This is a genomic window from Mesorhizobium sp. M6A.T.Cr.TU.014.01.1.1, assembly GCF_004022765.1.
GTDB classification, from domain to species: Bacteria; Pseudomonadota; Alphaproteobacteria; order Rhizobiales; family Rhizobiaceae; genus Mesorhizobium; species Mesorhizobium mediterraneum.
In genome coordinates this window covers 114,936-127,705 of the sequence record NZ_RZPG01000007.1, presented here as the reverse complement: position 1 = coordinate 127,705, position 12,770 = coordinate 114,936, and the positions used below count along the sequence as shown (strand labels likewise).

Here is a 12,770-nt window from a genome sequence, read left to right as displayed (position 1 = left end):
GCGTGACAGTCCCGTTGAAAGATGTGGAAGCGATCGCATCAGCGCAGACCGGCATCGACGGCGATGGACTGCTTGGTGATCATGCGGCTGTCATCTGCGGCAAGGAAGAGCACGGTCCGCGCAATCTCCTCGCCCAAGAGGACGCGGCGGATCAATTGTCGCTGCACGGTCTGGTCGATCGCGTCCTGCGTCTTGAACCACAGCTCGCGCTGCCGCTCGGTGATGACAGCACCGGGTTCGACTGCATTGACGCGGATGTTGTCAGGTCCAAACGACCGCGCCAGTGCGCGGGTCAGGGCCACCACAGCCCCCTTGGCGGTGGCATAAGCCACCATCTGGTCCGCCCCGAAACGCCAGGCGATGGAAGAGAAGTTTATGATCGAGCCGAAGCCGAGTTCCTTCATATGCGGATGCACCGCTTGCGCGGCGAAGAAGTGATGCCGGAGATTGACGTCGAAGCTGCGGTCCCAATATTCTGACGTCACCGCGTCAACGGGATGGCGCTGATCATCGGCAGCGTTGTTCACCAGGACGGCGACCGGACCAAGCCGCGCACGCACGGCTTCGACCGACGCCTGCAGTGCATCGACGTCGGTCACATCGCAACGGAGGTATAATGGGGGCCGCCCGGCGACGCTATCAAGCTCGCGCACCAACGCCTCCGCGGGTCCATCCTGCACATCAAGAAAGCCCACGCGGGCGCCATTCGAGGTGAAGGCGCGGACCATATCGGCCCCGATCCCGGAGGCGCCGCCGGAGATCAGCACGACGCGATCGGTCAAGCTCGGGTAAGTCGCGAATTGCATGGACATCAGATCACAGAAGCGCCTTGGTTGTTGGATCGAACAGACAGGCGCGCGACATGTCGATGCCAAGCGTTATCGTCTCGCCCATGACGGGAGCCTCATCCGGCTCGAAACGGCCAGTGATCTCCAGATCACCCAGCCTGAGGACGGCAAGCGTCTCGGCCCCGGTCGGCTCGACCAATTCGACCGGCGCCTGCATGGACTCCACAGCCGGTTTCCGCGCCTTCAGGTCCGTCGTGAAACGGTAGATGTGTTCGGGCCGAACACCGAGCACCACGTCTTTTGGCGCACCTGCGGGCAGCGGAGCGGCAAGGGTGAGAGTAGCGCCGCTGCCGTCAGCGGCGCGCACCGAGATGCTGGTCGAGCCCGTAAGCCGGGCGGGGATGAAATTCATCGCCGGCGATCCCATGAAACCGGCCACGAACATGTTGGTCGGCCGATCATAGATCCGCTTCGGCGTATCGAACTGCTGCACCGAGCCCTGGTTCATCACCGCAATGCGGGACGCCAGCGTCATCGCCTCGACCTGATCGTGGGTGACGTACACCGTCGTCTTGCCGACGCGGTGGTGAAGCTTCTTGATTTCGGTGCGCATGTCGACGCGCAGCTTGGCGTCGAGATTGGACAGGGGCTCATCGAACAGAAACAGCTTCGGATCGCGGACTAGGGCGCGCCCCATCGCAACGCGCTGCCGCTGGCCGCCTGAAAGCTGGCCGGGCTTGCGTTTGAGCAACTGCTCGATCTGCAAGAGTGCGGCAACCCGCTTTACCGCTTCCTCTTGCGCCGCTTTGGGCACGCCCCGGCTTTCCATGCCGAAGGTGATGTTCTCGCGCACCGTCATCGTGGGATAGAGGGCGTATGACTGGAACACCATCGCTATGTCGCGGTCCTTGGGCTGCACGGAGTTCACCAGCCGGTCGCCGATCCAGATCTCGCCCGACGTGACGGTTTCCAAGCCGGCGATCATGGCGAGCAAGGTTGACTTGCCGCAGCCGGAGGGGCCGACGAGGGCGACGAATTCTCCGGTCTGCGCCTCGAGATTGATGCCGGCCAGAATCTCGAGCCCGCCATAGCTCTTGTGAAGGTTGCGGATGGTCAGTGTGGACACGGGCGACGCCTCATTTGATGGCGCCCTGTGTCAGGCCGCGCACGAAGTATTTTCCACCGAACAGGTAGATCAGCAACGGTGGCAGCGCGCCGATCAGCACGGCTGCGCTCATCACGTCGTAAGCGCGGGCGGTCGTGCCGCCGGCAGTGAGCGCGACCAATGCCGCCGTGATCGGCTGCTGCTGGCCGGAGGTGAAGACAACGCCGAACAGATACTCGTTCCAGATACCGGTGAATTGCCAGATGACGGTGACAATCAAAATCGGCGGCGACAGCGGCAGGATGATCTTGCGGAAAATCCGCCAGAAGCCGGCGCCGTCGATGCGTGCCGCCTTGATAAGATCGTCCGGTATGCTGACGTAGAAGTTGCGGCAGAACAGGGTCGTGAACGAGATGCCCTGGACGACATGAATCAAGACCAGCCCGTAGGTCGAATTGGTTAGGCCGAGCTTGCCGAGCAGGAACGCCCACGGCATTAGCGAGATCTGGCCGGGCATGAAGACGCCGAGCAGCATCAGATTGAACAGGACTTCCGAGCCCTTGAAGCGCCATTTCGACAGCACGTAGCCGTTCATGGCGCCGAGGAGCGTGGAGATGACCGTCGCGGGGATCGCCATCCAGAGCGAGTTGAAGAAATTGCGCTTCATGCCTTCGCAGGTGCCGCTGACGCAATAAGTGCCCCAAGCCTCCGCCCATGCATCGAGGCGGAAGCTGCGCGGCAGGGAGATGAGGCCGTTGCGGGCAATCTCGGACTGCTCCCGCAACGAGTTGAAGACCACGACCAGCAGTGGGGCAAGGTAGATGACAGCAAAAAGCGTCAGCACCGCATAGATAAGAAAGCGGTTCCAGAAATATCGCCGCGTAGCCGCGGCCGCTTCGGGATCATGCCGGGCGGTGAGGGCAATTTCAGCCATTGCGGCCCTCCGCCCGCCTGCGCCAAACGATCCATAAGGAATAAGGCACCAGCACAACCGCAAGGGCCGCGAGCATCATCATCGCCGCAGCGGCACCCTCGCCGATTTGCCCGCGCTGGAACATGAGGTCGTAGACATAGATCGCCGGGAAGGTGGTGGACACACCTGGCCCACCCCGCGTCAACGCTGCCACCAGGTCGAACGTCTTGATGGCGAACTGGATCTGAATGACCGCCACTGCCAGAAAAATCGGGGCGATCGTCGGCAGGATGACCCTCCGATAGATCCGGGAAACCGACGCTCCGTCGATCTGCGCCGCTTTGACGAGATCCGGATCGACGGACCTCAGGCCAGCCAGGAAAAGCGCCATTGCGAAGCCGGATGACTGCCAGATACCGGTTATGATCACCGCATAGATCGCAGTGTTGCGGTTGGCTGTCAGGGCGAAGCTGAAGTCGGTCCAACCGAGCCCCCGCACGAAGGCTTGGATGCCGTCGACGGGATTATAGAGCCAGCTCCACACCGTGCCGGTGACGATGAAGGACACTGCCAGCGGGTAGAGGAAGATCGTGCGCCAAACCGCCTCGCCGCGAACGCGCTGGTCGATCAGGATCGCGAGAAGCAGTCCGATGGCCATCGAGCCGACGATATAGAAGCCGCTGAACAGGAAGAGGTTGGTATAGGCGATGTTCCAGCGCCGGTTCGCCCAGAGCGAAGCATAATTGTCCAGACCGACGAACCCATAGGTCGGCATCAGCGACGAATTGGAAAGCGAGAGATACAGCGTCCAGAGTGTGAACACGAAAACGTAGATGAAACTCGCCGCAAGCGACGGCGCCAGCACCAGAATGGGCACCATCGTGCCAAGGCGCTCCCGCCACGGGGTCGCGGGAGCCGCAACTGGTACAGTCAGGTCACGCGTGGACATCGGCTGCTCCAGCGAAGGTCAGGCCGGGCGACGCGCGCCAGGCCATCATCGGCAGCTTCTTCACATCTGCGCTTCGGCCGCATCAGCCATCGCACTAGCTGCGTCCTGCGCGGTCATGTCCGGCGTCGCTACGAATTCGGTGACGGTATCCATGATCGCGCCGCGCACCTTCTGCGGGATCGTCATGTTATGCGCCATCGAACGGACAAGCGTGCCGCCATCGATCGACGCCTGCAGATCCTTCTGGGAGAGCTGCTGGCAGGGATTGAAGCCATTCGAAAGATCGACGTCGAGACGGGCCGGGATCGAGCCCTTGGTCTGATTGAAAATCGTCTGGAACTCGGGCGACAGGATCGTGCTGGCGAGCAGTTTCTGCCCCTCGACGTAGTCCGGATCCTTCTGCTGGAAGAACACGACCGAGTCGGAATTCAGGATGAAGCCCGGCTTGCCCCAGTCAGTCGGCGCCTGGGCGCAGACATAGTCGGTGCCCTCCTTAAAGCCGCCGGCTGTGAGCAGGCCGAGCGTCCAGTCGCCCATGATGTGGAAGGCGGCCTCGCCGCGGCCGACCAGATGCGACATGGTATCCCAGTCGCGCCCGTTCATGCCGGGGTCCATGTACTTCGTCGTCATGGTGCGGAATTGCTCGAAAGCCTTGACCATGCCGTCGCTGCGCATTGCCTCGACGTCACCCTCGACGAAGGCCTTCTTGAAGAGATCGAGATCCATTCCGTAGACCACGACCTCGAAGACTGTCGAATCGGTCCAGTCGGCGGTCGAGTGCGAGATGCAGATTTTTCCTGACGCCACGACCTTGTCGCAGGCGGCGTTGAATTCCGCCCATGTCTTCGGCACCTCGGCGACCCCTGCGTCCTTCATGACCTTCGGCGATGCCCACAGCCAATTGATGCGGTGGATGTTCATCGGCGCCGCCACCCAGCTTCCGGTTGGCTTCATCACCGGCAGCAATTCGGGAGCGACTACTTTCTCCCAATTTTCCGCCTTTGCCAGTTCGTCGAGATTGGCTGTCATGCCGGTCTCGTTCCATTCGGCGATCTCGGGCCCCTTGAGCTGCACCGCGGGCGGTGCGTTGCCGGCGATCACGTCGGCGCGCAGTTTCGCCAGCGTGTTGGCCGTGTGGCCTGCGATGGAAGTCTGCTGCCAGGTGCCACCCTTCGCGGTGAACATCTCGCCGAGCTTGGCAATAGCCTGGGCGTCCGATCCGGTCGCCCATTGATGCAATAGATTGGTCTTGGGCTCTGCGAATGCGGCTCCCGCAACAAGAGTGTACGCCGTAGCGGCCGCAAGGGCCGTCCTCAGATATTCCATCGTTTCACTCCCATATGTGCTGTACGGTTCGTATCGACCGCTTGTGACCGCGATTTGAAGCCGCCGCCGGTGAGATGCAGGTATCTCTGTTCTTTCCAAGATGACATATTTGAGCTATCAGTCAACGTCCTTTGTGCTCACCATGAACAAACCTTCGCTTAGAAATTGGCTGATCGACCAGCCCTCCGCATCACCGGAGAGCCTGATCGTGCGATGCCTGCGTGAGCGTGGCGTGCTTTCCGCGTCGCAAATCGCGCATATCACCGGTTTGGCGCGGTCGACGGTCTCAACCGCGCTCAATGGCTTGAGAAAGTCGGGAATGGTGATCGAATCCTCGGCCCATCATGACGGGATTAGGGGTATCGGCAGGCCTGCTGCGACCTTGACGCTCAATCCCGCTGCGGGCACCTGCGTCGGAATCCATCTGGGCCTCGACGAGATACGGTGCGTCGTTGCCGACGTGTCGCATTCTGTCATTGCCGAACAAACTATCCCTATGGGTCTGGACTACCAGCCGCAACAGGCGGCCCAGCTCGCCAAGTCAGCAATTGCCCAATGTTACGACGAGAACGGTCTGCCGATGGCGGGGCTCCTGGGGGTTGGGGTTTCCGTCTCTGGCCCTGTCAGCCGCGAAGGAGTGGTGCTGCGTGCGAGTATTGTTCCGACCTGGGCCGGGGTCAACATCCGCAATGTGTTCGGGCCGGTTCTCGAACAGCCGATTTTCGCCGATAACGAGAGCAACTGCTCGGCCATCGCGGAGTTGATGTGGGGCGCGGCGGTCGGCCAAGACGATTTCGTGCTATTCAAGATCGATCTGGGCGTCGGCGGGGCCATTGTCCAGCATGGCCGGCTGGTGACGGGCATCGCCGGCGGCGCCGGCGAATTCGGGCACATCAGCATTGATCCCGGCGGCGATCTTTGCCGGTGCGGCAATCGCGGATGCCTGGAGCTCTATGCCAGTTTTGCCCGGCCGCTCGAGCAGATTTCGCGCATCGTGCGGCGGCCGGTCACGATGGACGACGTGATCATGATGGCAGAACAGGGCGACGTCGGGGCGTTGCGGATGATCGAGGACACCGCCGAGTTCGCCGGCCGTGGTCTTGGCTTGATCGGCTCTGTGATCAATCCGCCGCTCATCATCATCGGTGGCCGCATGGCTTTGGCAGGCGACATTCTCCTGGCACCGCTGATCGCGTCATATGAACGCCACACGCTCATCAAGTCCCGCGATATCGCCCCCGCCCTGCGGACGCGGATAATTGTTGGCAAGCACACAGAGAACGACGCATTGCTCGGCGCGGTCGGCCTCGTGCTACGACACAACAGCCGACTGCAATGATCTGCCCTTGCTCTCAATTTATCTGGAGTAGCGGGAGAGCGCCATATCAAGCATTATCGCGAGGAAATCGACTGATCGTGCTGGTGTAGCCGAGGACACGCGGTCAGCAAGTCCCTACGCGACATGCACTGTGCGCTGCCTGGGCTTGATCGCGGTGGCGAGCAGCAGGCCGGCGACGATGAAGGCAGCGCCTGCGAGATCGTAGTCGTGCAAGCTTTCCCCGAGGAAAAGGTAAGCGAGCACGGCGACGAAGACAGTCTGCAGATAGAGCAGCATGCTGGCGCGCCCGGCGCCAAGCGTCTCGACGCTGCGGTTGTAGAGGTAATACATCAGAGCGCCGCCCGGGCCAGCGACATAGGCGAGTGCCAGAAGGCCGTTCGCATGCAGCGCCGAACGCTCCCCGGAAAACAGCTCCCAGAGATAGAGGGGCAGTGCGGCCAGCGCGCCGGCTGCTAGCAACAGCACCACCATCGGCAGAAGCTCGATAGCGAATTTGGAGCGACGCAGCAGCACGGTGTAGAGGCCCCAGCAAAACGCGCTGCCGACGATCCACAATTCGCCGGGATTGAACTGGAGCCGCATCAGCGCGGCAAGGTCGCCGCGCGCCACGATCACCACCATCCCGACCACAGCAAGCAGCGCGCCAAGCGCCTTCCAGACGCCGAGGGGCTCGCCAAGCACGAAGCGGGCAAGCACCATGGTCATGATCGGCGACAAGGCCATGATGATGCCGGCGGTCGTCGCGTTGGTGTAACTGAGGCCTGTGTAGATCATGCCCTGACAGAGGGTCAGCCCGATGGCGCCGATGGCCAGCACCTCGATCGCCCGGGATTGGATCAGCGCGAGCATCGCCCCATGATGGCGATGGACGATAGGCAGCAGGATCGCGCAGGCGAGCGCCAGCCGCCAGAAGCAGAGCGCCCAAGGCGGCATCTCGGGGGCAACCCATTTGGCTGCGATGTAGACGCCGGCTGACAGAAGCCAGCAGAGCGTCGCGGTGGAATAGGCCAGCGGAAGCGATGCGCCGGCTGTCGCCTTCGCTACGCCTGGATGGGCTATCGGCAGCGATTGCATGTCCGTCTCCTCCCACCGCCGACTTTAGCAAGATTGCTGCGTCTTGCCGAGCAGCAGCGCCACCTATTTCACCAATCCTTGTGCGACGGTTTTGTTTTCCGTGTGGAACACAGGGGCGCGGGCTTTCATCCGTTTGACCGATGCGCTGATCATGGAAGGTACCCACATTACAGTTGGATCAGTCCCTCTGATCCCAACAGACCTTTGCCCGCGACCTCTCCCGGAGGCGCGGGCTTTTCAATTCACAGGCTGCGGCCGTTGATGTTCCGGCTGCGCATGATGAAGCACCTGGCCAGGATCGGGCTCGTCTGAACGCCGCCGATAAAGACGCCTTTATAGGCGACGGCATCATCCAGATAGATGTCAGAGAAGCGTCCCGCTGCCTGTATGATGATGGCAGTATGGAGGGAAGCAACTTGCAACGATCGGGCGCCTGTCCAATCTGCCGGACCAATGCCGGTCCGGTGGCGTTGCGCGAAGGGGAGTATAGCGGCCGGCAGTGCGTGTGCGGGGTCATCTATATCGATCCGTTGCCGGCCCATCCGGTGGACGCGTCGATCGATCATCACCACAGCGTCTATTATTCCGCGCCGGCGCGCGCGCGGGTCGGCTGGGTGAAGGCGTTCACGCAGCGTGGACGGCTGCTTGAGATCGGCTGCGGTGACGGCGAGTTCACCGCGGCGGCGATCCGGGCCGGTTTCACGGTCGAGGCGGTCGAGCCGTCCGACGAACGCGCCACGCGCCTGGAACGCACGCTGGGCATCACGGTGGAGCGCGCTCTGATCGAGGACAGCCGTCTACCCGAAGGGCGCTACGACACCAGCTTCCATGTCGATCTGCTGAGTCACTTCCCCGATCCGGTGGCGGCGCTAAGGGCGATCGCGGCGAAGGTGGCGCCTGGCGGCACGGTCTGCTTCGAGGTCGGGCTGTTTTCCAACCTGTCGCCTTTCTGGCAGCGGCTTGTCGGGCGGCCGAACATGCCGACGCATATGTGGTTCTTCGATGCGCCGGCGATCGAGCGGTTGCTGGACGCAGCCGGGCTCAAGATGATCGCGATGCGGCGCTATCCGGTCGGGCTGTCGACCGCGCTCAGCACGGTGCTGGGCAGCCGGCGCGTCGCAGCGGCACCGGACAGCCACGCCCCTCTCGCGCAGGGCTGGGCGGCCGCGCCTTACTACCGGCTGCACATGTTCCTGCGCTACGGGATAGGCCGGTGGCTCCCGATGGGCGGTCCGCAAACCGCGTTCGTCGCCGCACGGCACAAGACCGACAGCGCGTGATGCGCAAGGGACGCCGCATCATCGTCGTCGTCACCGCGTTGCCGCGCTGGATTTCCGATTTCAACCATGTCAGCACCGCGTTGGCCGAGGCGGGCCACGCCGTGGAAGTGTGGTCGCCGGACGACAACGGGCTCGCCACCGCCGGCTGGGATTCCAGGCCGGCGATCGATGCCGCACGCGATGCGCTGGCGCCGGACATCGCGACGCGGACGATGCCGTTCTCGCGCAATCGCGGGCGGCCGAGCCTATTGCGGCTGGCGCGCGCCAGCTTGATGGCGGCGCGAGCGGCGCTGTTCAGTCCGGGCAGTGTGTTCATCCTGTGGTCGGCACTGTCGATCCTGCTGGCCGGGCCGTGGGTCAGGCTCAGCAACCGGCATGCGATCTATCTGGTCACTGGACTCGGCGCGTCCTTCTCGGAGTCGCAGCGCGGCAGCCTGACGACCCGGCTGATCTGCATTGTCTATCGCTTCGCCTTCGCTAGCCGTCGCGCGATCGTCATCGTCCACAATCACGAGGACAAGGCCGAACTGATCAGGCGCACCGGCGTCGCAGCGGACCGCGTGATCGTCACCGGCGGCTGCGGCGTCATGCCGGAGGACTTCCCCTACAAGCAAGCGCGCGCGGTCGGCGCACGGCCGACGATACTCGTTCCCGGGCGACTGTTGCGCGACAAGGGCGTGCTGGACGCGGCCGCCGCGTCGGGCCTCCTGTCCGAGCGCGGCGTGGCGCATCGCATGGTGTTCACCTCGAACCCGATGAGCGGCCGCGCCGACGCGCTGACGGAAGCGGAACTGGCGCGGGCACGCTCCTATCCCGATGTGGCATTCATCGGGTACCAGCCGAGCATCACTGCGCTGTACGCCGGGGCGGACATCGCCTGCATCCCATCGTGGTATCGCGAGGGATTGCAGACCGCCTTGCTCGAATCCGCCTCCTCTGGGTGCCCGATTGTCGCGTGCGACAATGTCGGGGTGCGCGATTTCCTGCGGCCCGAAATCGACGCACTGGTCGTGCCGCCGCACGCGCCGGCGCGGCTGGCCGATGCGCTGGAGCGGATGATCCGCGAACCCGGCCTCGCCGAGCGGCTGCGGACCGCAGCTTATGCCCGATTCCTGTCCGGCTTCACTCGGCAGCACATGGTGGAGGCGACGCTGGCAGCGATGCGCGGCACCGGCATCGAGACGCCGCGATGAGCAGTGGCGCATGGACCGGTCTGATCATGGCCGGCGGGCAGGGCGAGCGCATGGCGCGCTCCGGCGTAGTCGGGCGCAAGCCGCTGGTCGAAGTCGGCGGGGTCAGCCTGCTCGAGCGCAACATCTGGATGATGGCGCGTGGCGGATGCCGGCGCATCTTCATTGCGCTGACCCGTGCCGATGCAGCGCGTGAGGCGGACAGGATCGCCGATTTCGCCGCACGCGCCGCCGGCATCGGCGTGGCGTTAGCTCCCTTGATCGAGGAAGTGCCGCAGGGCAATTTCGGCGCGGCGACGATGCTGTCGGGCGACGCCGGCGACGTGCTGGTGGTGTATGCCGACAATCTCACCACGCTCGATCTGGCGGCGCTGGCCGCTGCGCATCGTGCGTCCGGCGCGGCGATGACGCTGGCGGCGCATGACGAGCCATTCCGCATGCCCTACGGCGCGCTCGAGGTGGACGCGCACGATCCTGATCGGCTCACCGCCTATCGCGAGAAGCCGGTCTATCCGATCCTGGTCGGCAGCGGGCTGGCGGTGGTGACCGCTGCCGCATTGAGCAGCCTGCCGCAGGGCACGCCGCTCGGCCTGGTCGATGCCGCCAATCTGTTGATAGCTGGTGGCGCGGTGGTGCGACTTTATCGCCACCAGGCTTCATGGATCGACGTCAATGACGCCGCCAAGCTGGCTGCCGCCGAAGCCTTGCTCTTGGGCGACACCGCCTTCGAAGCATGGTGGCCGGGGGAGGTCGCGCGCGAGATCCGGGTCGCGGGCGGCAATGAAGACTATGTCTGCGACGCGATGACGGAAGCCGGCGTGCTGCGGGTCCATGTCGGCGCGGCAGGTGCGCTCAGTAGCGACGAGCTGCCGGAGCCAGTGCGCCGTCGCCTCGCCGCACGGGGGTACGAGGCGTGATCGGCATCACCGGTGCGAACGGCTTTATCGGCCGGGCGGTGCTGCGCCGGATCGGCGAGGATGCGTGCGTGGCGCATGTCGGCCCGATCGACGGGGAAGCGGGAGCGATCGACATTTGCGATCAGCCGGCGCTAGAGGCGTTGTTCGCCGGGATCGACACCATCGTTCATCTTGCCGGGCCTAGTTCCGTTGCGGCTTCGTTCGACGCGCCGGCGGCATTCGCCCGCGCGCATGTGCTGGGCACGGCGACGTTGCTCGCCGCCGCCGAGCGGATCGGCGTGCGGCGCTTCGTCCATGTGTCGTCGGCCGAGGTCTATGGTCGCCCAGACACCGCGTGCGTATCGGAGAGCGCGCCGCTCCTGCCGCTCTCGCCCTATGGTGCGGCAAAGGCGGCGGTGGAGCAACTTGTCTCGGCTGCGGTGCGGCGAGGAGCGCTGAGGTCGGCAATCATTGTTCGGCCCTTCTCTGTCTACGGCCCGGGCATGCGCGCGAACGGGCTGGTCGGCCGGCTGGCGGCGCAGGCGCGCCTGCGACAGCCGATGCGCGTCTTCTCGGCCGATACGACGCGCGATTACGTGCATGTCGACGATCTGGCGCGGGGATTGCTGATGGCCGCCGCACGCGACGAACCGGGCCTCCTTACGCTCAACATGGCCTCCGGCGCCGGGACCGACGTCGCCGCGCTCGCCGCCGCCTTCGCGAGGATCGGCGGCGGAACGGACGCGCTTATCGTTGAGGAACAGGGCGACCGATCGCGCGCCCTCGACATCGCGCATCTCGTCGCCGATGTGTCGCTTGCGCGCGAGACGCTTGGCTGGCGGGCGGAGATCACCCTGGCCGATGGCGTGCGCGATTGCCTGGATGAGATGGCGTGACGCGGACGATCCTGGTCACCGGCGCACAAGGGTTCATTGGCCGCTATCTGGTGCGCGCTTTGTGCGATCGCGGCGATTGCCGGGTGGTCGGCGCCGGGCGTTCGCCGGGCAATGCGACACGCTTCACGCACCACATCCATCCCGGCGGTGCCGAGCACGCCGCGCCGCTGCCAAATGCTCTGGTGCCCGACGGGCCGAATTATGCCTATGTCGCCACCGACCTGTCGGATGCGGCGGCAGCGGCGCGGCTGATCGCGGAAACCGCGCCTGACATCGTCTTCCATCTTGCCGGATCGTTGCGCGACGAACCATTCGATCGGTTGGTGACCAACAACATCGTCGTCACGCGCCGTCTCTGCGATGCGCTGGCCGGGCGGGGCGCGGTGCTGGTGCTGGGATCCTCTGGCTCGATCTATGGCGAACTCGGCGGTGGGGGACTGCCGCTGGTCGAAACCGGCGCCACCGAGCCGATCGACCTATATGCCGCGACCAAGCGCACCAGCGAGGACATCGTGCGGATCGCAACGCGCGCGGGAAGGATCGACGGCCGCGTGGCGCGCATCTTCAACGTCGTCGGTCCGGGCCAGGAGGAGCGCCATGTCGCCGGCCGCATCGCCAGCCAACTCACAGAGCTAAGGGTAGGGCGCCGCAATGGCATCGCCCTCGGTCCGCTGACCGCGTGGCGCGACTTCATCGACGTGCGCGACGTGGCGAGTGCGCTGGTCGCGATCGGCTTCGCCGGGGCCGGCGATATTTTCTATAACGTCGCCTCAGGGCGCGAGACGCAGATCGCCACCGTCTACGATCTGCTCGTCGCCGCGGCTGGGATTGCCGATCCGGCGCTGGCGCAGTTGCCGGGACGGGCGGTGGATATCGGGCGGCAGGTGGTCGATGTCAGCCGGTTGCGCGCGCTCGGCTGGCAGCCCCGTGTCGATCTTCCGCAGAGCCTCGGCGACGTGATGCATTATTATCTCGAACTGGAGACCAAAGCGTGACCGTGGACACGGGTCCTCG

At 64.4% G+C, this 12,770-nt stretch carries 13 protein-coding genes; 6 read left to right on the top strand and 7 right to left on the bottom strand.

The genetic code is table 11. From position 1 onward, the window contains the following. Positions 1 to 38 precede the first annotated feature (38 nt). Genes EN885_RS10305 through EN885_RS10285 form a run of 5 tightly spaced genes read right to left on the bottom strand, consistent with a single transcriptional unit; the run spans position 39 to position 5,081 of the window. Positions 39 to 782: an SDR family oxidoreductase gene (locus EN885_RS10305; protein ID WP_348631635.1), complete on the bottom strand. Its 744-nt coding sequence runs from the start codon at positions 780 to 782 to the stop codon at positions 39 to 41. Between the two features lie 34 nt (positions 783 to 816). Continuing rightward, positions 817 to 1,914 carry a sn-glycerol-3-phosphate ABC transporter ATP-binding protein UgpC gene (gene ugpC / locus EN885_RS10300; RefSeq protein ID WP_128241873.1) on the bottom strand — a complete coding sequence of 366 codons (1,098 nt, stop codon included), beginning with the start codon at positions 1,912 to 1,914 and terminating at the stop codon, positions 817 to 819. 10 nt (positions 1,915 to 1,924) lie between these two features. Further along, a complete protein-coding gene (locus EN885_RS10295; protein WP_127203800.1) occupies positions 1,925 to 2,827 on the bottom strand; it encodes a carbohydrate ABC transporter permease in 903 nt (300 codons plus the stop codon). Continuing rightward, entirely contained in the window at positions 2,820 to 3,755 is a 936-nt protein-coding gene (locus EN885_RS10290; RefSeq protein ID WP_128241874.1) for a sugar ABC transporter permease, read from the bottom strand. Before EN885_RS10290 ends, EN885_RS10295 begins: the two co-directional genes overlap by 8 nt. A gap of 60 nt (positions 3,756 to 3,815) precedes the next feature. Then, positions 3,816 to 5,081, bottom strand: coding sequence for an ABC transporter substrate-binding protein (locus tag EN885_RS10285; RefSeq protein ID WP_128241875.1), 1,266 nt, complete (start codon positions 5,079 to 5,081; stop codon positions 3,816 to 3,818). Between the two features lie 100 nt (positions 5,082 to 5,181). On the opposite strand from EN885_RS10285, the gene EN885_RS10280 reads away from it, so the two are divergent. Further along, positions 5,182 to 6,420, top strand: a complete 1,239-nt coding sequence (locus EN885_RS10280; RefSeq protein WP_128241876.1) for an ROK family transcriptional regulator — start codon at positions 5,182 to 5,184, stop codon at positions 6,418 to 6,420. A gap of 114 nt (positions 6,421 to 6,534) precedes the next feature. Here EN885_RS10280 and EN885_RS10275 read toward each other — a convergent pair whose 3' ends face one another. Next, positions 6,535 to 7,494, bottom strand: coding sequence for a DMT family transporter (locus tag EN885_RS10275; RefSeq protein ID WP_126105187.1), 960 nt, complete (start codon positions 7,492 to 7,494; stop codon positions 6,535 to 6,537). 242 nt (positions 7,495 to 7,736) lie between these two features. Further along, positions 7,737 to 7,916, bottom strand: a complete 180-nt coding sequence (locus EN885_RS34160) for a hypothetical protein (protein ID WP_245493045.1) — start codon at positions 7,914 to 7,916, stop codon at positions 7,737 to 7,739. Between EN885_RS34160 and EN885_RS10270 the strand changes: the two genes are divergently transcribed. Genes EN885_RS10270 through EN885_RS10250 form a run of 5 tightly spaced genes read left to right on the top strand, consistent with a single transcriptional unit; the run spans position 7,911 to position 12,751 of the window. After that, positions 7,911 to 8,774 (top strand): class I SAM-dependent methyltransferase, encoded by an 864-nt coding sequence (locus EN885_RS10270; protein WP_245457944.1) that lies wholly within the window; start codon positions 7,911 to 7,913, stop codon positions 8,772 to 8,774. The genes EN885_RS34160 and EN885_RS10270 overlap by 6 nt on opposite strands. Continuing rightward, complete coding sequence (locus EN885_RS10265) at positions 8,774 to 9,967, top strand: glycosyltransferase (RefSeq protein ID WP_126105189.1); 1,194 nt, start codon at positions 8,774 to 8,776, stop codon at positions 9,965 to 9,967. Before EN885_RS10270 ends, EN885_RS10265 begins: the two co-directional genes overlap by 1 nt. Next, entirely contained in the window at positions 9,964 to 10,881 is a 918-nt protein-coding gene (locus EN885_RS10260) for a sugar phosphate nucleotidyltransferase (RefSeq protein WP_128241878.1), read from the top strand. The genes EN885_RS10265 and EN885_RS10260 overlap by 4 nt, the downstream gene beginning before the upstream one ends. Next, positions 10,878 to 11,756, top strand: coding sequence for an NAD-dependent epimerase/dehydratase family protein (locus EN885_RS10255; RefSeq protein ID WP_128241879.1), 879 nt, complete (start codon positions 10,878 to 10,880; stop codon positions 11,754 to 11,756). Before EN885_RS10260 ends, EN885_RS10255 begins: the two co-directional genes overlap by 4 nt. Then, positions 11,753 to 12,751 carry an NAD(P)-dependent oxidoreductase gene (locus tag EN885_RS10250; protein WP_128241880.1) on the top strand — a complete coding sequence of 333 codons (999 nt, stop codon included), beginning with the start codon at positions 11,753 to 11,755 and terminating at the stop codon, positions 12,749 to 12,751. The genes EN885_RS10255 and EN885_RS10250 overlap by 4 nt, the downstream gene beginning before the upstream one ends. Positions 12,752 to 12,770 lie beyond the last annotated feature (19 nt).